This is a genomic window from uncultured Tenacibaculum sp., from assembly GCF_947495995.1.
Lineage (GTDB): Bacteria > Bacteroidota > Bacteroidia > Flavobacteriales > Flavobacteriaceae > Polaribacter.
This window is the reverse complement of sequence record NZ_CANMAX010000004.1, coordinates 328509-352929: the sequence shown is the minus strand read 5'-3', so window position 1 is coordinate 352929 and position 24421 is coordinate 328509. Positions and strand designations below refer to the sequence as shown.

Below are 24421 nucleotides of genomic sequence, written 5' to 3'. Positions count from 1 at the left end.
TAATTACTTTTAATCTGTATTTCCGAATCTTCTTGTATACAAACCTGAGTTTATTTCTTTGGCTTTTTTTATCATTGATGGATAAGGAATATCTGTTGCTGAAACGAAACCAACATTGTAGTTTTCTCCATCGTGTGCTCTACCTGTAAGTGGTGAATCTAAATATTGAAACCAATGACAACCAACTAAATATGGATTATCTATTACAGAGTTTGCATAATCTTCCCACATTTTTGCTCTATCGTCTTGATCGACTGCATGCACTAAACCAGAATGTAATAATCCAGAATCTGAAGCTCCCATGTGATATTCTCCTATTAGCGTTGGCATGTCCACCTCTTCTAAAAACTTCCAGTATTTTTTTCCAATTCCTTCTTTGTAGTAATTATAACTAAATACGTCTACAAATTTGGCTGCCGATTTTCGTACTTCTGGAGTTACTCCCCAAACTGCAAAACGACAACCTAAATACATATGATTCGGCATTTTTTTCTCTAAAGCATCATGAATTACCTGAAAATATTTTGTTGCAAAAGCTTCTAATAAAACTGATAAATCTGCAATCATTCCTTCGGAATATTCTTCTTTTGATTTATAATCAATTCCAGCTTCTAGAGCTTTCCATGAAGTAATTTTAGTATTCCAAGCCGTATTTAAATCTGTAATTTTCGCATACTTTTTTCTTAAGATTTTCATGCTATGTCTTTTCAAATAACTTGTCATATCTTTTGAAAGTCCGTCTAATACTAATCCGTAATGATATTTTTTTGTACTAGTTGCTCCCCAACTTCTTTCATTATCGATAAATACACCAATACACCATGGATTATTTTTTACTTCTTCTGCAACTACAGCAATAGATTTTTTAGCTCTTCTTTCAAATTCAGGATCGAAAGGGTCTGGCATTGGTCCCCAATAATCTAATCCAGAATAGACTTTCTGAAAATCTCCAATAATCCATCCATTGGCAAAAAACGGTAATTTATTACGATGATAAAATGCAGGATCAATCCAATTTCCAAAAGAAGTAAATCCCCAATTACGCATTCGATCTTCTGTAACTTGCAACCATTTATCTACATATGATTTCGGATATTGTTCACCATATCTTCTTTCAAGGTTTGAACTATAAAAACTATACGTTTGTCCGTGTTCTATCGGTCCGAAATGAGATTCTTTTCTATAACTGTAATGATCAGCTAATGGTCCGTCTACAGCTGGTAATTCCACAAACATATCATTTCTTAGTTTGTTTGTTACATGAGCTGTTTTCATAATTTCTTTAGGCACAGCTACAATTCCTTTTGAATCTTCTGGAGTTACATCTTCCGGATCTCTATGTTTTAGCTTCTCATCTGTGTAATCGATACCAGTATACGTTGTAGAATTTGCCATTCTTACATTTGCTAATCCTATTGAAAAAAATAAATATCCTTCAGGATCTACTAATGCCCATTTTCCATTTATTTTTTCTTTTCTAAAATATCCAGTTGCTTTTAGTTTTGGACCGTTTTTCCAGCCTCCATATTGACTTCTGTCTGGCATTAATGTATATTCCGCTAAAGTTTTTAGTTCTACATCTGCGATATTTTTTAACTCTTCATCTGAACTCACTTTAATTGGAAAATCTACTTTAGCATTTTGTCCGAATTTATCTACTATTCCTTTTAAAAAATTAGAATCTCTTTCTGGACTTTCCACTATTCTAATATTATCTAGAAGTACAGTTTTATTCTTATAACCTTGAGATCTATAAATTTGAATTGATTTAATTTCAGAAAAGTCAATGATACTTAACAATCCATTAATTTTCATATGTACAGCTTCAGTTTCCCAAGCTGGAGGAGTATCCCTTAATCCACTTTCTATATCTTCTTTTTGAGTTGTTAATTCAAAATAATATGATTTAAACTCGTTAGGTTGTACACTCACAATTCTTCTAGTGGACTGATTTTTTGAATTGGTTACAACAACATTTATAAACGAAGAACTTCCATTCTCACTCTTAGCATCAAAAACTAAATTATACCTCTTATTTTTATCTAATTTCCAAGGTGTATTTGTACCGAACTTTACTCCACTTTCTTTTTCATCACCTCTTATAGCAACCTTCAAAACTTTATTGTTTTTTGAATGTGAAATTACTTCAGATGCTGCATTTATATCTTTTATAGTGTTGACTGAAACAGTGTCTGATTCAAAATCATTAATAATTATTTCTGAATTATAATCCCATATTTTTTTTGCTTCTTGTGATTCTTCTTTTTTCTCTTTACAAGAAAAAATGGTTACTAATGACAGTAAGGTTACTTTGTACAAAGTTTTAGCACTCATTCGGTTTCATTTTCTAAAAAAAGGAACTTTAAAAATGATTATTTCTAATTTTTTCGTTCCATTTTTTGATTATATGTTAATTTTAGACAAATGCAAGAAACTAAAACCTATTGACAAAAACGCCTACAAACAAAGGGTTTACAGCTGTTGTCAAGTTTTTTTCAATTAATTTTTTAGTTTTTTTAAGAGTTTAAATAAAAAAGCAGCTCATCTTCTCTTTAAAAAAAGGAAATGAGCTGCTCGAACTTATTTTTTATAAAACTATGTTTTATCTATCTTCTAGTTTCCAAGTTCTAACCCAATCAATTTTCATGGTGTTAATTGAATTATCTCCTAAATCACTTTTTGGTGGCAATCCTCCAAGCCAATTTGCATCGCTAGTCCATAAATCGAAAATAATTTCTAATTCTCTCGTAAACTCTCGTTCATAAGTATTTCCATCTTCGTGTTCTCCAACAGTAACACTTCCTGCTGGTTCTCCATCTAAATAAAACTGAATGTGTTTTTCATCTTTCCACCACACTCCATAAGTATGATAACCTTCATTCCAACCTACATTTTTTAAAGGATTTACTGAAGATAAATTTGATCTCAAGTAATTTCCCTTGTTACGAACTGTTTGTGGTGTTTTACTTTCATCAGCCTGAAAATATTGTGCGTTCATTTGATTTGGGAAATCTGGTTGACAACCACAAGAAGGTTTTGAATTATTTTCTATAATATCAATTTCATCTCTATTATTAATATCTCCGTTGTTTAACCAAAATGTATTGTACGCAGAAATGTGTGCTGTTTGAATTCTTGCTTCTGTATACATTGGATATTTCGTTTCTGCTTTTGAATGAATTCTAGCAGTTTGAAACCATCTATCTTCTGGATTACTTTCATTTAAAGTTGCTTTGATCCATAATTTACCGTCATTAACACCAGAATTATCAGCAGATTCTGACATAAATACTGGTACTCCATAATTCCATGTAGACTTAAACCACTTTGTATTGTCCCAAGCATCAAATTCGTCTGACATTGTTTCTAGTTTCACCCATTTTTTATCATTTGGAGTAGTGTCATCTATTGATGTAAATGAAGGGAAGTCTGGATTTATATTATTAAAATCATCCGCAGTTAACGTATGCTTATTGATAGATACACTCACTTTAGCCGAATCTGAATCACCATCTTTATCTGTTATTTTATAAGTGAACGAATCTGTTCCGAAGTAGTTTGCCTCTGGAATATATTCGAATACACCATCACTAACTTCTGTTACTGTTCCTTTTTCTGGTAGCATTGAAATTGCGTAATTATCATCATCTCCACCATCTGTTCCAATTTCATCATTGCTAGTCACATTGATTTGATTTGAAGTTCCTGAATTACTATTCTCTTCAATAGTTAATACATCATCTTGTGCTACAGGATTATCATTTGTATTTGGTGGGTTTTCTGAATCTGAACCTCCACAACCAATTGATATTTGGAATATAAATAGCAACACCATTGATTTTACTATTCTATTACGTGTTTTCATGTTAAACATAAATTTATACTTAAGTTATTTATTTGGATTATTTACTTATTTAATAGTACAGTTAACTCAATTATTTTTCAAATCCTCTAGCTACAGGCATTACTTCATCTGCTTCTTTATAACCAGTTTCTCCACCTAAACTCGGATAATATCTAAAATAATTCGCCCAACCGTATTTCTGTTTTATATCAAAAGCTTCTTTACCAATTGTTTTTAACGCTTCTTTATCTTTCTTTTTATCTGCTACTAACAACATGTAATCATTCGCTGACAATTCTTGTCCGTTCTCATCTATCAGATTAATTTCTACATAAAATTTATCTCCTAATTTTCCTGGTACACCACAAGAAACATCTATGAACTTTTTCGAACTATCACCTAAGATTTCATCAATTTCATAAAACTCTTGTTTCACAACAGATCTGTTTGCATCTAAAAATTTGATCGTTGCTTTAGAGTTTTTAAATGATTTGTAATAATCATTTACAATCCATAATTCTCCCATAAATTCTTCTCCAGGTAACCAACGTCTGTTATCATGTTTCATTGTAATTAAAACCGGCTGATATGCTTTTTTTACATAATCGAATGATAATTTCTTTTCTTGGTAATAATCTACAATTCCCCATTTCATATCTGGAGCAAATGTCATATAATGACAAATACAAATGGCACTAGTTTTAGGTTTTCTAGTTCTGAAATGTTCTAATGCATATTGAAAAATGACACCTTGCGCAATTTGAGTAGCTTCTACAAACTTTTCGAAACCGCCTCTAGATTGATCTCCTAACACTTCAAAATTCAATGTTCGTAACGCATCAAAATCTGTCCAATGATGTCCCCAACTTGGCCCTGGTGGCCAAATTTCATCTTCAGGAATAAACTTTTTAATACTTTCTACATTCGGACAAGATGAAATAGCTAATTCTGGAATAACCGCATAATCTAAACTTGGAAAATAATCTTCCATTACAAACTCTCCTTCCCCATAGAATAAATCATTAGCGTGGTAACTTTCATTCGGTTTGAAACCAAGGTTTAAACCAACTTCATCACTTAAAGGCGAAGACGGAATGTAATACAAAGAAGTATATGGTTTTATGGCTTCTCCTAGTTCATTGACGAAATTAAGATTGTGTTGCGGATCAGAAGCTGTCATAAATAACTCTTCTGAACCTTCTAATAAAACAATACAAGGATGATTTCGTTGTTCTTTCACAGAAGCAATTGCTTCTTCGAAAACTGCTTTTTTAAATTCTTCATCTTTTGGTAATGACAAACTTGCTAATGGTAAAACATCTTGCCAAACTGTAATTCCTGCTCTGTTACATAACTCATAGAAATACGGAATCTCTTCTGGGTGCCAACCGAAAATTCTTAGATTATTAAAATTTGCTTCTTTTGCTAACCTAATTAACTCTTCATATTTACTTTTATGCGCTCTTCCCATAAAAATATCTGGTGGTCCACCCCAAGTTCCTGAACGCATAAAGTGACGTTTACCGTTAATCATAACTGTCCAAGGATTTTCTACTTGTTCTCTTGTAAAACCTGGGTTATGCTCCATTTTAATTTCTCTAATTCCAAAAGTTGTTTCAGTAGTATCGTGTAAATTTTCACCTTCTAAAACAGTTACTTTCGCTTTGTAGAGATTTTGATCTCCTAAATCCCAAGGCCACCAAAGTTTTGCTTCATCAATAGCTAAATCAACATTAAACTTTTGTATTCCTGTATCAACATTTATTTCTTTTGAAATTCTATAAATTTTTGAATCGAAATTTTCTCCTTCAACATCTATTAGAAGTTCTAGTTTTTTCGATTGATCTGTATGGTTTTCTAATTCAACTTCAATATTAAGCTTAGCAGAATTTTCAGAAAGAATTGAAGGCTTTACGTAAGTATCTTCAACAGTAACATTACCCATAGCTTCTAAATACACTGGTTTCCAAATTCCTGTTGGAGGTAAACTCACCCAATAATCTCCATGCCAAGCTGGTTTTCTTCCAGCAACCTGACTATATCGTCTTGGAGCTGGATGCAGGCGAATCATTAACACATTAGTTCCAAAACGTAAATTCTCGAAACGAATAACCTTTGATACATCAAATTTAAATTTAGAGAACATTCCTTCATGAGTTCCTAAAAACTCACCATTTAACCAAACATCACAAGCAAAATCAACTCCATCAAAAACCAATTGAATTCTTTTTTCAAACATTTCTCTTGGAACATCGAACTGACGTTTATACCACCATTCGTTTTCTGGAACCCATTTTGCTTTTAAACTATTTCTGCCAAAATGTGGATCCTCTAATCTTCCTGCTTTCCATAAATCTGTATAAACATCTCCTGGAACTTTTGCATAAATCCAATTAAATGAGTCTCCTGTAATATCAAAATTAAGTTCATGAAAGCCAGTTTTTACTCCTTCTCCTGGTCGAATTCCTTCCATTTGCCAATTGTTTCCACTTAAATCGAAAACAATCTTCTCATTGGAATTAATTCCCTTTCTACTCATTTTCTCTTTCTCCTCTTGACTAATATTTTTCATTTTATAGGTAGATTTGGTTTGATTTGGTTCTATTTTGAATGATTATCTCTTCGATACTCATACATGTTGTAGGTTGTTTCTTTCACTTTTTCAATAACTTCTTCAAAAGGATTATCGCAAACATCTATAAAACCAACATTATAATTTTCGCCATCGAAACGCCCTGTATTGGGTTCATCTATATACTGAAACCAATGTGCCCCAATGATATATGGATTTCGTAATGCTCCTTGAATATAATCATGATACATTTGACCTCGTTCAGCTTGGTTTTTTGCCTTTTTTACTCCTACATGAAAACTTCCTCTATCGTTAGCTCCGAAGTGAAACTCACCTATCATTACTGGTTTATCTACACCTTTAGGTAATGAAAATTTTTCTACACTGTATTCGTATTTATTGAAACTCATGATATCTAAATACTTACTCGCAGTAGACAAAACCACATCGTTATTTGCCCAAGCAAAACGACAACCTAAATAGTTTTGATCAGGTGCAACTTTTTTAATTTCGTTATGAACAATTTTAAAATATGTATCTGCTATTTTTTTATAGAAAACTAACAAATCTTCTTCTGCTAAATTTGCATTAGGTTCATCTGTGACTTCTAACATATTATTCCAAGAAGTATATTTTGATCCCCACTTTTTATTCAGCTTTTCTATGCTTACATATTTAGCTTTTAAGTCATTAATAAATTCGATTTTAGCTGGCTGATCTGCTGGACTTTTTAATGTTCCTACTGAAAGTGAACCTAAAAGTCCCCAAGACAATTCGTTATCTATAAAATATCCTATACACCAAGGATCGTTGGCGCCTTCTTTTTGACTTTGAATAGATTCTTGAACAGCTTTTCTGAAGTTTGGATCGAAAACATCGTGCATTGGTCCCCAATATCCTTTTGAACCTAGAATTTTTGGTGTTTCTTTAATCCAAATTGAACCGACATATGGAGTTCTTCCTTGTCGAGTAGCTCCAAAATCAGACATGAATCCGATGGTATTCATTCCCCAATCTTTGATTCTTTTATGAGCGATATCTTGAAACTTTTCTTTCCAATTATCTCCATATTTTCTGTAGAGGTTACTTTGATAAAAATTATACGTAGTGTAAGGAACCTTATCGAAATAAAAACCATGATTAGGAACAAACTTGGTTTCTTTATAAAACTGACCTAATTTTTCATCTTTACTTGGCATTGAAGAAAAATAATTTTCTCTAGCTGTAATTCCTGTAGCAACTGAACTAGATGACACACAATTTAAACCTGCCGTCCAAAATAAATTTCCTTCCGGATCAACCATCCACCATTTGCCATTCACTTTTTCAGTTCTAAAAAAACCAGTGGCTTTAAGTTTTGGTCCGGCTGTCCAACCTCCATATTTTCCAATATTCGGTGCTCCTTTACTGGCTTCTAAAACTTTTAATTCTTTATTCGCTGTTGCAATTAGTTCTTTTTTAGAATGGATTTTACCTTTCCAATCGGCATGTTTGTACTGACCAAATTCATCTATAAATGGGAAGAAATTATTTGTATCTTTTTCTTCATATTTACCTACAGCTCTTACATTATCAACTGTAAAATTATTTCGTTTTGTTGCATATCTTGAATTGAATGTAATTTCTGTCACTTTGGTTAAATCTGCTTTGATTTTCCCTGGCGCTCCATTCATCCCTTTAAATTCTATTTGCGGTTTGTTAATCCATGGTGTCCAAGCTAAATCAACCACTATTGTTTTTGCTTCACCAGGTTTTAAATCAACATAATCAGAACAATACCAACGTAACAGTAAATTAGGATCGTTACCAACAAACATTTCTACTTGAATATCTTCTTCTCCTATATTTTTAACATCAGCTTTTACCTGAAAATAGCTAGATAAATTCCACGGAGATACTTTCTCTGCCAACAACTTTACTCCTGGTTCTTTTATCGTAAATCCGTTATTGACTTTTATGTAGTTATTGTTTGCTTCTTCTACAAATTCAAAAGTTGCATCTTGAGCTTTTATACGTGATTTTTGCTGGATATTTTCAAAATCAAACAATATTAATTTATGCTCTTTTTCTTTTTTTGGAGATTGATTATTACAATTTAAAAATAGAACTATACTTGCCGCAGTTAATACGTGTTGTAAAGAGAACTTCATTTTCATATTCTTAATTTTTTGAACTATTGCTTTACTAGAATTTCTTCTAACTCTTCTAATGACTTTCCTTTTGTTTCTGGTACTTTAAACCACACAAAAGCAAATCCGATAAGCGCGAAAAGCCCGTAGATTAAAAATGTTTTAGTACTTCCGAAAGCAGATAATTGCCATGGAAAAAGTAATTGCACTAAAAATGAAACAGCAAGATTTATTAATCCTACAAATGAGATTGCTAACCCTCTTATTTTATTAGGAAATAATTCTGAAAACAACACCCACATTACTGGACCAATTGACATAGCAAACGATCCTACAAAGCCAATAATTCCAATAAGAATTAAAATTGTATTCATGTGTGTACCTACACTTGCAATTGCTCCTTCGTGTAACTTATACTCCTTTTCACCTAACAGTGAGGAAATTTCTTTTTTGAATTCAAGATCATTTTCAAATACTTTACCTTGAATAGTAAGTAGTTTATCTTTCTGAAGCGTTTCTGGTAAACTTTCAATTGCATCTGCATCTAGTGAATACGTAGCTGAATTAAATCCATAACTCAATAAAAACAAACAAATAGCAATACCAGCCATTCCAATAATTAATAATGGTTTTCTTCCTAATTTGTCAATTGTAAAAATTGCTAAAACTGTAAAGATCAAATTTGTAAAACCAACTAAAACAGCTTGCACAAATGAAGCATCGGTTCCAATTCCTGTTTGTTCAAAAATCATTGGGGCGTAGAATAACACAGCATTGATTCCTACGATTTGTTGAAAAATCCCCACAATTAAACCTATCGTAATTACTTTACGCATAGATTTACTAAAGAGATCAGAGATTTTTGATTTCTCTTTGTTTTTATCTTCTAAAATACTTTGCGTTACTTCTGCTACTTGATTTTGTGCTTCTTCTTTTGAAATCACTTTTTCTATAACAGCTAATGCTTCTTCTTTTCTATCTTGAATAATTAACCATCTCGGACTTCGAGGCACTAGAAATAATCCAAGAAAATAAAAGATTGCTGGAACAGCTTCAATCCCTAACATCCATCTCCAATTCCATTCTTTCAAACCAAGAGTTTTTACCCATTCTGTATCGGTTTCTCCCCATTTTAGAATGAGATAATTTGTAAAAAATGCGATTGATATTCCTAAAACAATATTTAACTGATTGATAGAAACTAATTGTCCTCGTTTTTCAGCAGGGGCAATTTCAGCAATATACATTGGAGCAATAATTAAAGAAGCTCCCACAGCTAATCCACCAACTAATCGAAAAATGATTAACCAGAAAAAATTACCTGCTAATCCAGATCCCACAGCTGAAACTGTAAACAACAAAGCCGCATATTTAAGTAGTTTTCTTCTTCCGTATTTATCACTCATCGGACCAGCAATAAGCATACCTAAAGCTGCTGTAAGTGTAATTGAACTCACTGCCCAACCTAACTGTAATTTTGATAAATTAAATTCTGGTTCAATAAATCGTACTACACCAGAAATTACTGAAGCGTCAAATCCTAAGAGAAAACCTCCTAATGCAACAATTGCTGCAATACGGACTATATATAATTGTTTACTAGACATATTCTTTTTAAGTTTTTAGATATAGGTTGTTTTTAATTCTTTTATTAAATCGATTGTTGATTTTACTGTTTTCTCTAGCTTGTTAAAATCTTTACTTTGAATAATTTCTTTAGAAATTAATTTCGATCCAACACCAACACAAGTAACACCAGCTTTAAACCAAGCTTCTAAATTTTCTCTTTCTGTAGATACACCACCAGTAGGCATAATCATCGTCCAAGGTTGAGGTCCTTTTATAGCTTTCACGAAATTGGGACCGTAAATTCCTCCAGGGAATAGTTTTACAATTTCACAACCCAATTCTTCTGCGTTTGCTATTTCAGTTAAACTTCCACAACCTGGAGACCATAATACTTTTCTTCTATTACAAACCTTTGCTATGTCTTCTCTTAAAACAGGAGTTACGATAAAGTTTGCTCCTAATTGCATGTATAAAGAAGCAGAACCTGCATCTGTAATAGAACCAACTCCTAATATCATTCCTGGTAAATCTTTTAATGCGTATTTATTTAATTCTTCAAATACTTGATGCGAAAAATCACCTCTACTAGTAAATTCTAATAATCGTGCTCCACCATCATAACATGCTTTTAATATTTGCTTGCTTAAATTGATATCTTCATGATAAAAAAGTGGCACTAAACCCGTATTTATCATGGTATTTATTACTTCTATTCTTGAATACTTTGCCACTTTTAATCTTTAAATTTTTGATATAAGAACCCTCAGTAACATCTCACAGACTTACCGTATTTTTATAATTACTACTATTTTTTTCTGTTATTTATCTTGAAACTCTACCTGAAGCGTCACCTTCCATGAGTTTTTCAACTTCTTCTACAGTCATTAAATTCACATCTCCCTTAATTGTATGTTTTAAACAAGATGCTGCCGTAGCAAAGTTTAATGCTCTTTGGTTGTCATTCATATTTTCTAATAAGACATAAATTAATGCGCCCATAAAAGAATCACCTCCTCCAACTCGATCAACGATATCTGTTATTTCATACTTCGGAGATTCATATAATTTAGCACCATCAAATAAAATTCCCCCCCAGGTATTGTGCGATGCTGATATAGAACCACGTTCTGTTTTTATAATCTTCTTTATAGTTGGAAATTGTTCTTGTATTTTTTTACAAATAGATAAGAATTCTTCTCTCTTCTTTTCTGATGTATTTAATGTTGTTGAAACCTCATCTGGAAGAATATTGAAGAACATTTTTGCGTCGTATTCACTACCTAAAATAATAGTACTATACGAAGTTAGTTCAGTCATGATTTTCTGTCGAGTTTCATGATTACAATACTTCCAAAGTTTTGCACGGTAATTAAAATCAGTTGAAATAGTTAATCCTTTTGCTGAAGCAGCTTTTACTGCTTCTAAACAAGCTTCAGCTGCACTTTGAGAAATCGCCGGAGTAATACCACACCAATGAAACCACGTTGCATCTTTTAGCACAAAATCCCAATCGGTCATTCCTGATTTAATTTGAGACATTGCAGAATTCTCTCTGTCATAAACAACTTTACTTCCTCTACTAACAGCTCCGTTTTCTAAAAAATAAATACCTAATCTATCTCCTCCGTAAATGACATTACTAGTACCAACACCTCTTTTTCGCATTTCCATTAAAGCACATTGTGCAATATCATTATCTGGAATTCTTGTAATAAAATCTACGTTAACTCCATAATTAGCTAATGAAACAGCAGTATTGGCTTCACCTCCTCCAAATTGAACATCTAAACTGTTAACTTGAGAGAATCTTAAATATCCTGGAGGTGATAATCGTAATAAAATCTCACCAAATGTTACAACTTTCTTCATCTATTCTCCCCTTTCTCCTTTTGCGGTATGATGTTTCATTTTCCATGTTGTAAATCTTCTGATATACTGATAATCGTCATTCATGTATTCATGAGTTAATCCCCATCGAAGAATTTCACAAGGTTCTTTCTCTATATCTGCTGTTCTATTCAATCCGATTGCATGTGGCGCACCTTTTACTACAGCTTTGATGTCAAAATTAATTCCGTCTGAAGCCCACTGAACCGTATTTTTTTCTGGGCCATCAGTCGTTATTAAAGAAGCAATTCCTCCGTTATATTTCCAAACACAAATCTCATGACCACTATTTGAAATTGGATTGTATTCTGACTTTATGTAAGGACCTTTAGGATTATCTGCAATTGCAACACCATGTCTTATTTGTCTTCCTCCAAACGTAATTGCTTCTCCCATTTGCTCTCCTTTGTAGTACAAATAGAATTTATTGTTATAAGGAATAATACATGGATCGTGAACTTTATGACTATCGAAATCTCCTTTCTTTTCTACCATAAAACGATTGTCTTTATCTCCTTGCCAAACTCCATTATCAGCTGGACTTAAAATTGGTTCTTCTGATTTTATCCAAGGTCCGTGTGGAGAATCTGCCCAAGCTAAACCTACTTGATTTTTAACTCTAACATTGTATGGAGATTTTACGGTTTGATACACTAAGTAATATTTTCCATCGTGTTCCATAACTTCTGGAGTAAAAATAGATCTATCATCGTAATTTCCTTTTTCTCCTCTTTTTACTGCTACACCTTCTTCTTTCCATGTGATTCCATCATAAGAAGTAGCATACCAAAGATCACATCTGTCCCATGGAAATACTTTTTCCTTTTCTATGTCTCCTGCAAAACCATCTGTTGGACCAACAGACTTAGAATACCATACAAAATACTTTTCATCGTGTTTTATCATCGCACTAGGATCTCTTCTCACAACACCTTCTTCGTATGCTAAGTCTCCTTTTAAATTTTCTACTTCGTATTCAAAAAACCATTCATTTCCTAAATCAATAGGCCATTTTAATGCTCTTTTACTGGCTGCACTTAACTTATCTTGATTTGTTATTCCTAGAAAATCTAACTGCTTTTCTGTTATGTTGTTACTCATGTACTTTTACTTTTTAAATGGCTGTAGCTTTTTCCAATCAAACTCTACTCCAACCCCGGAAGTGCTTGGAGCCACAGCCTTAAAATTTTCTACCACTAAAGGTCGTTTCGTATATTCATCAATCGGAAAACTGTGTACTTCTAACCATCCAGCATTCGGTTGAGCTGAAACCAAACTCACATGTAATTCTTGCATTCCGTGTGAACACACAGGAATATTGTTTTCCTTTGCCAATTTTGCAGCTGCTAACCAACCTGTAATTCCTCCGCAATTAGAAGCATCAGGCTGTATAAAAGAAAGCTTTGCTTGATCCATTGCATATTCAAACTCGTGGATTGTATGTAAGTTTTCTCCCATTGCTAAAGGAAAACCTGTTTTGTCTACAATTTCACCATATCCTTTGTAATCATCTGGAATAATTGGTTCTTCAAACCAAGTAATATCAAATTCTTTAAAACGTGTTATCGCTTCAATAGCTTTTTCTTTGGTCATAGAATAATTTGCATCTACCATGAAAGTGATATCTGGTCCGATATGATTTCGAACAGCTTTAATTCGTTCTATATCCTCGTCTAAATTTTCTTTTCCTATTTTAATTTTTACTGCATTGAAACCTCTAGATATATAATCATCCATGTTTTTCAACAACTTTTCAATAGGAAACATTAGATCGATACCTCCACAATATGCTTTACAAGTATTTGAAGTTCCACCAGACATTTTCCATAAAGGTTGACTGGCTTTTTTACAACGAATATCCCATAACGCAATATCTACTGCAGAAATCGCAAAAGATGCTATACCTCCTCTACCAACGTAGTGAATATGCCATTCTAAAAACTCATAAATTGCTTCTATGTCTGTTCCATCTTTGCCAATTAAAGCGTTTGTAAAGTCATGCTCTATCATTGCTTTAATTGCGTAACCTCCTTTTCCTCCAGTATAAGTATAACCAGTACCTTCAGAACCATCTTCTAGAGTAATCGTTACTGTGACTAACTCAAAATGATAATGATCTCCATGCTTAGCATCAGAAAGTACTTCTGGCAGAGGAACTTCGAAAAGTTTAACTTCAATATTTTTTATTGCTGTACTCATAAAAACTATGCTTTATGTCTTACGTAGAAAGTTTTCTTTTCTAAATATTGCTCGAAACCATACTTTCCATCTTCACCACCAGAACCTGATAATTTATATCCGTTATGAAAACCTTGATGTTGCTCTCCGTGACCACGATTCACATAGATTTCTCCAAACTCAAGTTCTTCATTACATTTCATAATCGTGCTGATATCGTTTGTAAATACCATAGCTGCTAAACCATAATCACAATCGTTAGCATAATCTATTACTTCTTCAAATGTTTTGAATTTTAAAACTGGTAAAATTGGACCGAAAGATTCTTCATGAACAATCGTCATTTTTTGCGTTACGTCAGTCAATACTGTAGGTTCAAACCAAAAACCTTTTTCAAATTGAGTTCCTTCTGGTCGTTTTCCTCCTGTTGCTAATGTTGCTCCTTCTTCTAAACTAACCGCAACTAAATGTTCCATGTTTTTTAACTCTGAAGCATTTACTTTTGGTCCCATATCGGTTTCTTCCAACATAGGGTCACCAACTTTAAGTTCTTCCACTTTAGCAATGAACTTTTCCATAAACTCATCATAAATTCCTTCGTGTACATACATCCTTTCATTACAAGTACATACTTGTCCGCAATTATCAAATCTAGAATGCAAAGCCGATTCTGCAGCTGCATCTATATCTGCATCTTCAAATACAATGAAGGGAGCTTTTCCTCCTAACTCCAACTGTACATGAGTTAAATTTTGAGCAGCATTTCTGGCGATTTGTTGTCCAACAGGTGTAGAACCCGTCATTGTCACCATTTTTGTTATTGGATTTTCTACAAGAGCATTTCCCATAGCTCTTCCTGGTCCAGTTAAAATATTGATAACTCCAGCAGGAATTCCAACTTTATTTGCTAAATCTCCTAACTCTAATGTAGCCAATGGTGTTTCTGAAGTTGGTTTAATAACAACAGTATTTCCAGCTACTAAAGCTGGACCTAATTTTCTACCTGCTAAAGCTAAAGGGAAATTCCAAGCAGTGATAGCTACTACAACACCTCTTGGAATTTTTTGAATCCAAATTTGTTCATTTGGATTATCAGAAGGAATAATATCTCCTTCAATTCTTCTTGCTCCCTCAGCTGCATATCTGATAAACGAAGCTGTGACCGCAACTTCCATCTTAGCGACTTTTAATAATTTTCCTTGCTCTTTTACTAAAAGTTTAGCCAAGCCATCAGATTCTGCATCAATTTCATCTGCCAATTTATATAAGTACTCTCCTCTTGTACGAGCAGGTAATTTCCTCCATTCTTTCTGTGCTTTTTCAGCAACTTTTAATGCTTCTACAGCTTCTTCTGGTGTTCCATTTTGAACTGTTGCAACAATTTCTTCTGTTGCAGGACAAACAACATTTATAGTTTCTCCAGATGACGATTTTTTCCACTCGCCATTTATAAATAATTGATATTCTTTTACTGTTGACATGATTTAGTTGTTTTAAAGTTTATTTTATCTTCCCATCCATCCGCCATCTACAAGCATTACAGAGCCACTCATGTAGTCTGATGCTTTAGAGGCTAAGAACACTACTGGACCTGCAAAATCTTCTGGTTGTCCCCATCTTCCAGCGGGAATTCTAGATAAAATTGAAGTTGCTCTTTCTGGATTATTTCTTAAAGCTTCGGTATTATCTGTAGAAATATAACCTGGAGCAATTGCATTTACATTTACTCCTTTTCCTGCCCATTCGTTAGCAAAAGCCATAGTTAATTGTCCGACTGCACCTTTACTTGCTGCATATCCCGGTACTGTAATTCCACCTTGAAAAGTTAATAGAGAGGCTGTAAAAATAATTTTACCTTCTTCTCTTTTCACCATTTCTTTACCAAATTCTCGAGTCAAAATGAATTGCGCAGATTGATTGATTTCAATTACTTTATCCCAATATTCATCTGAATGTTCTACAGCAGGAGCTCGTAAAATGGTTCCTGCATTGTTTACAAGAATATCTACTTTGGGAAAATCTTCTTTCACTTGTTTGATAAACTCATATAAAGCTTTTCTATCTCCAAAATCGCATTGATAAGCTTTAAAAGATTTTCCAGTTGCAACAACTTCTTTCTCTACATTACTATTTTCTAATTCTAATGAAGCAGAAACTCCAATTATATCTGCACCAGCTTCTGCTAATGCAACAGCCATTGCTTTACCTATTCCTCTTTTACAACCTGTTACTAATGCTGTTTTACCTTCTAAACTAAATTTGTTTAATATTCCCATCGATTATATTTTTATACGGATTGACAATCGATTAATGTTTTCATCCCATTAGGGTTTTTGTCAATTCCTTCGAAAACTTCTTGAATTTTACTAATTGATTCCACTCCCGTTATCATTTCTGAAAATGGAAGTTTATTATCATTGATTAATTGGATTGATTTTTCATAGTCTTCTTTTTCATAAACTCTTGCTCCTATCAACTTTAATTCTTTCCAGAAAAACTTGAAAAGATTTACAGGTTTAGGTTGCCCATGAATCGCTACCATAACAATTCTCCCTCGTATTCCAGCTATTTCAGTCATGATATCTAGTGTGGGTTGAACACCTGCAACCTCAAAAACTACATCAGCTAATCTTCCTTCGGTTTTTTCTTTTACATAAGCAACCAAATCTGTTTCTATTGGACTAACAGCTTCCAATCCCATTTCTTTTGCTTTAGCTATTCTGCTTTCATTGACTTCAGAAATAATAACATTAGCTCCCATTTCTTTTGCTACCAAAGCGATTAGCATTCCGATCGGACCTCCACCTAAAACAACAGCATACTCGTTCAGTTTTAATTCACTCATACGAACATCGTGCGTTGCCACAGAAAGTGGTTCTACCAATGCTGCTAATTTTAAATCTGTTGTATCTGGAAGTTTGTGAAGTGTAAAAGCTGGAACGTTCCAGTATTGTTGCATAGCACCAGGACTATCAATACCAATGAATTTTAATTCTTCGCAAATATGATTGAAACCTTTATCAGATGGTTTAGCTAATCTATCATCTAAAGGTCTAACGACAACTTTATCTCCAATTTTATAACCTGTAACGTCTTTTCCTACCGCATCAACTGTACCTGACATTTCATGACCAATAGTTAAAGGAATAGCTACTCTACCATCCATCATTCCATGATAAATATGCATATCTGTTCCGCAAACTCCTGCATATGCTACTTTTATTCTTACCTCTCCTTCTTTTGGTGCTTCTATTTCTTTATTGACTAAAGACAGTTTTTTATTTCCCTCGTAAAGAGTTGCTTTCATCTGATTAAATTTGATTTGTTGTTGAGGTGAATACCTCTTTGTAATTAATATTTACTACTCTGAATGCTTCTAAAAAACATGACAGCTTTCATTACATAATTTGAGTGAGTTAAAAATAGAAGAAAACAGTGCGAAGAGTTTAATTTAGATACTTGACAAAAACTTTACAAGTACTAATTATGAAGTATATAGCAATTTTTTAATGCTATCTAAAAATGTAGCTTCATAGCTTATTTACTAATCATTAGAAGATTTTCAGTCATATAAATTTCGATTTAAAAGTAAGGTTTAAGAAACATGAAAAAGTATACTGTAATTCTACTTTGTTCATTTTTAATTAAGATTTTTACTCTAAAACTCAATATTGAAATGACAAAAAAAGACTCGATTACTTAATACATTCTTAATTTAAGAACCCATAAATTAAGATTATCACTTTTACCTTTACATAAAACGACAATAAAAAAGCAACTATTTCTAGTTGCTTTTCTCTTAAATTGAATTGATAAAATCTTCTAAATTTATACTTCTGTCTAAATTCATTTTTTTTCGAATTCTATGTCTAGACGTATGGACAGACTCAACAGATATACCTAAAAGCTTAGCCATATCTTTACTTGAAAAGTTTAGTTTTATTAAGGCACAAATCTTTTGATCTCCCTGACTTAGATTTGGAAAACGCTCAAAAACTTTATCGTAGAACTCTTTGTTTACATCAACAAATCTTAACTTGAATTCCTCCCAGTTTTTATTATTACTTACAGATATTGTTCTTAGAACATTATTGATTTCACTAACTTTAGACTTGTCTGTTTTTGCAGTTTCAATTTTATTCTTCAGCATTTTTAATAGCTCATCTTTTTCTATAATTTGCAGTGCTGATGTTGCTAATTCTTTATTCTTTAGATCTAGCATTTCATTCTTTTTCTTAATCTCCAACTCTTTACTCATTTCTAACATTTTCCTTTCAGAAAAATGCTTATACCTTAAACGTTTGACATATGAAAATCCTATTGCTAATATGAATATAATAGAGATTAACAACACGATTCTTTGTAGGTTTTTAATCTTGTCTTCTTGCTCAAGCTGTTTTAAATATTGCTCTTGCAGTAGTTGGTTTTGCTTTTCTTTCTCTATCAGATATTCGTTTTTAATTTCTATATGGTTTTGATTTCTTTCACTACGGATATCAAACACCTCTTGATCTAACTCTTTCTCTTTTTTCAAATTAACAAATGCTGATTTGTAATTCCCTTTTTCAGCATAAAGCTTCGCTAACTGACCATATATTAATGCGGTAAAATCAACATGACTATTATATTTTTTTGATGTTTCTAAAGCATTTAAATAACATTTTTCACTCTCTTTAAATTTTGAAATTTCAAAATATGCGTCTCCTTTATACTTATTAAACAACACTAAATAAGTCGGTGAATTCTTTTTAAACCAAGGATACAATTCATCCAACAATTCAATTGCTTTTTTACTATCTGACTTTATAAACTGACAAGCTTTTTCAAAATCAATAAAAGCTTTAGCTACCAAAGATTCTTTCTTTTTGTAATACATGTAGCAACTATCTAAATAAGCTTTTGTTAACGCATCATTATTCAATTCTCTATACGTAGCCACTAAAGAATAATAATATGGAACTAAGTTTACTTTAGAAAAGTTATTCTTTTTTGTAATTGCTTTTTGAATATTTAACGCTTTCTTTAAATATTCTATAGATTCTTTTTCTCTTTTATGATATGAGAAAATTCTTCCTAATCTATGATATAAAACTGATTTTAAACTTTCATTTTTAGATTCATCAAGCATAATTACTGCCTTCCACAAAATCTCGTATGATTTGGCATATTTTGCATTATTCTCGTAAACCTCACTTTCATTCAAAATACTATAAATTGCCTTTATGGTATCTTTTTGCTGTATGTACTTATTATAACTTTTACTGAACAAGTAAATCGCACTATCTGGATGTTCTAAACGAATTTTAATTGCCTTTTCGTAAACTTTATCTGGATCGTTATCTTGACCTAGAACTTGATTCGTAGAAAAAAGGAAAATAATAAAAAATAGTAGTAACGATAATGATTTATGCATGACTATTGTATTCTTTGAAAAGTTAATTTGCTAAACAATATTAATAATAAAACTGGATCAAAAAAACTACCAAAAAGGCGTTGTTCATTATTTTACAATGGATTAATAGGTGTTTGTCAAGTTTTTGTCAAGTTATTTTTTTACTACTACAACCTCCTTGACATATATTTACTTAACACATTTCTGTGTTTTAAAACTTTTCTTTTATTATGAATAAAAATGATTCTTATGATCTCGTGATAAAATCTCCAGGAAGAATTAACTTAATTGGAGAACATGTAGATTATAATGGTGGACATGCATTGCCTGCGGCAATTGATAAAGTAATCACTCTTAAATTTAAAAAAAATAACAGTAATAATGTTACTGTGTATTCTAAAAATATCGACAGTCAATTTACAATTGATTTAGCAAACCTTAATCGCAGTAATATAGAATGGCATAACTATATTATCGGTGTTATTTATTATATAAATGTTCTAAAACCAAAATCTGTTCAAGGTTTCAATTGTTATATCGACAGCAACTTACCTTTAGGTTCTGGTGTTAGTTCTTCTGCCGCTTTAGAATGTGGTATTGCTAAAGGTCTAAATGAACTTTTTAATATCGGTTTAACTGATGCAGAAATCATTAATTTATCTAAAGATGCCGAGCACACAATGGTTGGTACTAAATGTGGTATTATGGATCAGTTTACTGTTGTAAAAGGTAAAAAAGATCATTTATTATTACTGAATTGCAAAACAAGTGAACACGAAACTATAAAAGTAGACTTCGGTGATTATAAATTAGTTTTACTAAACACCAACGTATCTCACAATTTAGCCACTAGTGAATATAATGTTAGAAGAAGCGAATGTGAAATTGCCATGAAAACTATTGGTGCAAAGTATGACGATCTTGATTATTTGTGTGATGTTAAACCAGAAGTAGTTAAAGAGTTTAAAAACTTACTTCCAGAAAAAATATACAACAGAGCGTTTTACATTTCTAAAGAAAACCAACGAACACTTAAAGCCGTAGAAGCTATTAGTAGAAAAGATCTTAATACTTTAGGAGAACTTTTATACAAGTCTCACGAAGGTTTAAGCACTTTGTATGAAGTAAGCTGTGAAGAATTAGATTTCTTGGTGGAATATACTAAAAAGTTTGATCAAATTTTAGGTGCTAGAATGATGGGCGGTGGTTTCGGTGGATGTACAATAAACCTTATTCATAAAGATTTTGTTGAGGATCTTATTGAAGAAATTTCAAACGCATATAGAAATCAATTTTCTATTGACTTAACTCCAATTGCTATTCACATTGGTGATGGTGTAAAAAAACAATCATGAAAATATACGAACAATCACACAGAAGATACAATATTTTAACTGACGAATGGGTTTTGGTTTCTCCACACAGAACTAAAAGACCATGGCAAGGAAAAAAAGACACTCCAGCAGCATTACCTAAAATCGATTACGATCCAGACTGTTATTTATGTCCTGGTAATACTAGAGCTAATGGAGAGATAAACCCGAACTACGATTCTACATTTGTTTTTACGAACGATTTTGCAGCATTACAACAAGATGTTGCAGAAGAAGTTTTTGAAGATGATATGTTAAAAGCTAAAACAGAATCTGGGATTTGTAAAGTTGTTTGTTTCTCTCCTAATCATTCTTTGACACTTCCTTTGATGAAAGTTGAAGATATTACCAAAGTTGTACAATTATGGAAAGAAGAATATACTGAATTAGGTAGTCTGAAAAAAATCAACCATGTTCAAATATTTGAAAACAAAGGTGCTATAATGGGATGTAGTAATCCGCATTCTCATGGACAAATTTGGGCACAAAATTCAATTCCTGAAATCGTTCTTAAAAAACAAGAACAACAGTTAAAATATTATAACAAAACAGGAAAGAGTTTACTTGAAAGTTATATTCAAAAAGAGTTAAAATTAGATGAACGAATTATTGCAAAAAACGAACATTTTGTTGCATTAGTTCCGTTTTGGGCAGTGTGGCCATATGAAGTTATGATCGCTCCAATACAACATTACAGTAGTATTAAAGAACTCAATTCAGAAGAAGAAATTTCATTCGCTAAAATAATTAAAGAAGTAACCATTCGATACGATAATTTATTTGAAACTTCTTTTCCTTATTCATCTGGAATTCATCAGAGCCCGACAGATAAAGCGCATCCTGAATGGCATTTCCACATGTCTTTTTATCCGCCGTTATTAAGATCTGCTGAAGTTAAAAAGTTTATGGTTGGTTATGAGATGTTTGCTAATCCGCAAAGAGATATTTCTGCAGAACAAGCCGCAAATACATTAAAAGAATTGAGTAATAAACATTATAGTTTATAAAAACAGATGAGTAATCAAGTTACGCTTAAAGACATTGCTAAAATTTTAAATGTTTCTGCCTCAACTGTATCTAAAGCTTTAAATGATAGTCATGAAATAAGTCAACAAACTAAAGATAATGTAATTAGTGTAGCAAAATCTTTAAACTATATTCCTAATGATATTGCTAGAAGTTTAAAATCTAACGCTACAAAACGTATAGGTGTTATTTTACCTAATATTGAAAGTGATTTTTTCGCAAAAGTGATTAGAGCAATTGAAGATGAAGCTACTAAAAGGAATTATAAAATTCTAATCATTTTATCAAACGATACTATTGAGAAAGAGATTGAAGGTGTTTCTATTTTACTAAATGGTAGTGTTGATGGTGTAATTATTTCTTTAGCCCAAGAAACAGAAGATTTGCAGGAATTTTCTCACTTACAAAACTTCAAACAGAGAAAACTACCGGTAGTAATGTTCGATAGAGTTTGTTATGAAATTGGTTGTGACAAAATTACTATTGATGATTTTGAGGCTACTTATGAAACTACGAAGTACTTACATCAACAAGGTTGTAAAAACATTGCTTTTTTGTCTACAATTTATCAAACTAGTGTAGGAAAATTGAGAAAAGAAGGATATGTAAAAGCTAACGAAGATCTTAAAATCGAGGAAAATTTAGTCATTGAAATTCCTAAGTATAAAAAATTCAATTCTATTTTAAAATCTCACTTAAAAAAACACAGTATTGATGCAATTATTACTTCTGATCAATTATCAGCTATTTGTACATTAAAAGTGATACAAGAAAACGGATTTCGAATTCCTAAAGATATTTCAGTAGTTGGTTTTACTGATGGACTTGTTCCTCAGTATACTATTCCTTCATTATCTATTATAGATCAAAACGAAGAGAAAATAGGAAAACTAGCATTAAATACTTTAATCAATAGGATAGAAAACACGAGTGATAAGTCAGTTGATTTTTCTCATGAAATTCTAAAAACCAATTTAATTAAAAGGCAATCATCCTTATAAAATGAACATTCAAAAAACAGCGACAATTATCCAATCTTCGATTAAACTTACCAATAAAAATGGAATGGAGTTAGTTGTTAATCCATTCGGAGCAACTATAATTAGTTTAAAGGTTCCTAATAAAAATAATCAGCTTACTGAAACAATACTGAGTTTACATTCTGAAGATGAATATTATGATGAAACTTATTTAAAAGAAAGAATATATTTAGGAAGTACTGTTGGTAGATATGCTGGACGCATTTCGAATAAATCTTTCAGAATTGATGATGAAGTTTATGAATTACATCACGATAACTACAACGTTCATTTGCATGGTGGAAAAAATGGTTTTGACAGAAAAATGTGGGCTGTAAAAGAAGTTCTAGAAAATGATGATCACTCTGAACTTAGATTAAGTTATGAAAGCAAACATTTAGAAGAAGGTTATCCAGGAAATTTAACCGTTACTGCTACTTTTTCTTTAACCAATAAAAATACAGTTCATATTATATACACTGCGGTAAGTGATAGAAAAACTCATGTAAATCTTACGAATCATAACTATTATAATTTGAATGAAAAAGGTTCAATATTAGAACATAAATTACGATTAAACTGCGATCAGTATTTAGAAGTTGATAAAAATTTAATCCCTTCAGGAAATCTACTAAAAGTTAACTCAACTGAGTACGATTATAGAAAACTAAAAACAATTGGAGAAAACAATTTTGAAGGATTGGATGATACTTTCATTTTCAATCAGAATGAAAACAAAATCATATTAAGCTCTGATGCATCAGGAATAAAAATGGAAGTTTCTACAAACCAACCAGCAGTTGTAATATACACTCCTTTGAATTTCGGTCATTTAAATCTTAAAAACGGATCTAGCTTTTCAGACTATCCGGGTATTTGTTTTGAAACTCAAAAATATCCTGATACACCAAATAATATCAATTTTCCATCTACACTTTTAGAACCAGGAAAAGAATACAAAAACGAAACTGTGTTAACTTTTTCTTTATTGTGATTGATTTCTCTTCGTTTTTAAACTTTCATAAAACAATTTTCCGTTTCATTTTTTCTTCAAAATTTGAGACGGTTATTTTTTATTTTAGGTTTAATTATGGTTAAAATCATTCACATTTAATATTAGATTTTTTTTCAATTTGATATTAAAAAAGATTCAGATTGTATTTCGTGTGAAAATTATCTATCTAAAGTGTTATTTTAAAACTAACAAATAGCAAAAAAAGGCATCAAAAATTCCTTATAATAAAATTTATTGTTAAAAAAATAAAAACTCTACATTATGCGCTAATACTGCTATTTTATTGACATTTGCCGACAAAAACATAGTATTTATACAACTAAAACGTTATTGTCAAGTTTTTATCAAGTGGTAATTTGAGAGATCAATTTATAATTTAACAATATTTGAAATCGATAATCAATAAAAAAACAAAAA

At 31.8% G+C, this 24421-nt stretch carries 17 protein-coding genes; 4 read left to right on the top strand and 13 right to left on the bottom strand.

Annotated features, from left to right (window positions below):
- Nucleotides 1-9: 9 nt before the first annotated feature.
- The 13 genes from Q1A15_RS13865 to Q1A15_RS13805 form a co-directional block, all read right to left on the bottom strand.
- Nucleotides 10-2334: a beta-galactosidase gene (locus Q1A15_RS13865; RefSeq protein ID WP_299624980.1), complete on the bottom strand. Its 2325-nt coding sequence runs from the start codon at nucleotides 2332-2334 to the stop codon at nucleotides 10-12.
- Nucleotides 2335-2602: 268 nt separating this feature from the next.
- The gene (locus Q1A15_RS13860; RefSeq protein WP_299624977.1) at nucleotides 2603-3865 is read right to left on the bottom strand and encodes an Ig-like domain-containing protein; all 1263 of its coding nucleotides are present in this window, start codon (nucleotides 3863-3865) and stop codon (nucleotides 2603-2605) included.
- 70 nt (nucleotides 3866-3935) lie between these two features.
- Complete coding sequence (locus Q1A15_RS13855) at nucleotides 3936-6416, bottom strand: sugar-binding domain-containing protein (protein WP_299624974.1); 2481 nt, start codon at nucleotides 6414-6416, stop codon at nucleotides 3936-3938.
- A gap of 29 nt (nucleotides 6417-6445) precedes the next feature.
- On the bottom strand, nucleotides 6446-8572 hold the full coding sequence (locus Q1A15_RS13850) for a beta-galactosidase (protein ID WP_299624971.1): 2127 nt from the start codon (nucleotides 8570-8572) through the stop codon (nucleotides 6446-6448).
- Nucleotides 8573-8589: 17 nt separating this feature from the next.
- Nucleotides 8590-10152, bottom strand: a complete 1563-nt coding sequence (locus tag Q1A15_RS13845; RefSeq protein WP_299624968.1) for a sugar porter family MFS transporter — start codon at nucleotides 10150-10152, stop codon at nucleotides 8590-8592.
- A 15-nt stretch (nucleotides 10153-10167) separates the two neighbouring features.
- The gene (locus tag Q1A15_RS13840; protein ID WP_299624965.1) at nucleotides 10168-10845 is read right to left on the bottom strand and encodes a bifunctional 4-hydroxy-2-oxoglutarate aldolase/2-dehydro-3-deoxy-phosphogluconate aldolase; all 678 of its coding nucleotides are present in this window, start codon (nucleotides 10843-10845) and stop codon (nucleotides 10168-10170) included.
- Nucleotides 10846-10936: 91 nt separating this feature from the next.
- Nucleotides 10937-11983 carry a sugar kinase gene (locus tag Q1A15_RS13835; protein WP_299624962.1) on the bottom strand — a complete coding sequence of 349 codons (1047 nt, stop codon included), beginning with the start codon at nucleotides 11981-11983 and terminating at the stop codon, nucleotides 10937-10939.
- Nucleotides 11984-13102 carry a family 43 glycosylhydrolase gene (locus Q1A15_RS13830; RefSeq protein ID WP_299624959.1) on the bottom strand — a complete coding sequence of 373 codons (1119 nt, stop codon included), beginning with the start codon at nucleotides 13100-13102 and terminating at the stop codon, nucleotides 11984-11986.
- Between the two features lie 6 nt (nucleotides 13103-13108).
- On the bottom strand, nucleotides 13109-14200 hold the full coding sequence (locus tag Q1A15_RS13825) for a mandelate racemase/muconate lactonizing enzyme family protein (protein ID WP_299624957.1): 1092 nt from the start codon (nucleotides 14198-14200) through the stop codon (nucleotides 13109-13111).
- 5 nt (nucleotides 14201-14205) lie between these two features.
- Nucleotides 14206-15660, bottom strand: coding sequence for an aldehyde dehydrogenase (gene aldA / locus Q1A15_RS13820; protein ID WP_299624954.1), 1455 nt, complete (start codon nucleotides 15658-15660; stop codon nucleotides 14206-14208).
- A gap of 24 nt (nucleotides 15661-15684) precedes the next feature.
- Complete coding sequence (locus Q1A15_RS13815; protein ID WP_299625038.1) at nucleotides 15685-16449, bottom strand: SDR family NAD(P)-dependent oxidoreductase; 765 nt, start codon at nucleotides 16447-16449, stop codon at nucleotides 15685-15687.
- Between the two features lie 17 nt (nucleotides 16450-16466).
- Nucleotides 16467-17486 (bottom strand): alcohol dehydrogenase catalytic domain-containing protein, encoded by a 1020-nt coding sequence (locus Q1A15_RS13810; protein ID WP_299624951.1) that lies wholly within the window; start codon nucleotides 17484-17486, stop codon nucleotides 16467-16469.
- Between the two features lie 492 nt (nucleotides 17487-17978).
- Nucleotides 17979-19592, bottom strand: coding sequence for a hypothetical protein (locus Q1A15_RS13805; protein WP_299624948.1), 1614 nt, complete (start codon nucleotides 19590-19592; stop codon nucleotides 17979-17981).
- Between the two features lie 209 nt (nucleotides 19593-19801).
- Between Q1A15_RS13805 and galK the strand changes: the two genes are divergently transcribed.
- The 4 genes from galK to Q1A15_RS13785 are packed head-to-tail and all read left to right on the top strand — an operon-like array spanning nucleotide 19802 to nucleotide 23983.
- Nucleotides 19802-20926 carry a galactokinase gene (gene galK / locus Q1A15_RS13800; protein WP_299624945.1) on the top strand — a complete coding sequence of 375 codons (1125 nt, stop codon included), beginning with the start codon at nucleotides 19802-19804 and terminating at the stop codon, nucleotides 20924-20926.
- Nucleotides 20923-21951 (top strand): UDP-glucose--hexose-1-phosphate uridylyltransferase, encoded by a 1029-nt coding sequence (locus tag Q1A15_RS13795; RefSeq protein WP_299624942.1) that lies wholly within the window; start codon nucleotides 20923-20925, stop codon nucleotides 21949-21951. The genes galK and Q1A15_RS13795 overlap by 4 nt, the downstream gene beginning before the upstream one ends.
- Before the next feature lie 6 nt (nucleotides 21952-21957).
- Nucleotides 21958-22971 (top strand): LacI family DNA-binding transcriptional regulator, encoded by a 1014-nt coding sequence (locus Q1A15_RS13790; RefSeq protein WP_299624939.1) that lies wholly within the window; start codon nucleotides 21958-21960, stop codon nucleotides 22969-22971.
- A gap of 1 nt (nucleotide 22972) precedes the next feature.
- Nucleotides 22973-23983, top strand: coding sequence for an aldose epimerase family protein (locus Q1A15_RS13785; RefSeq protein ID WP_299624936.1), 1011 nt, complete (start codon nucleotides 22973-22975; stop codon nucleotides 23981-23983).
- Nucleotides 23984-24421 lie beyond the last annotated feature (438 nt).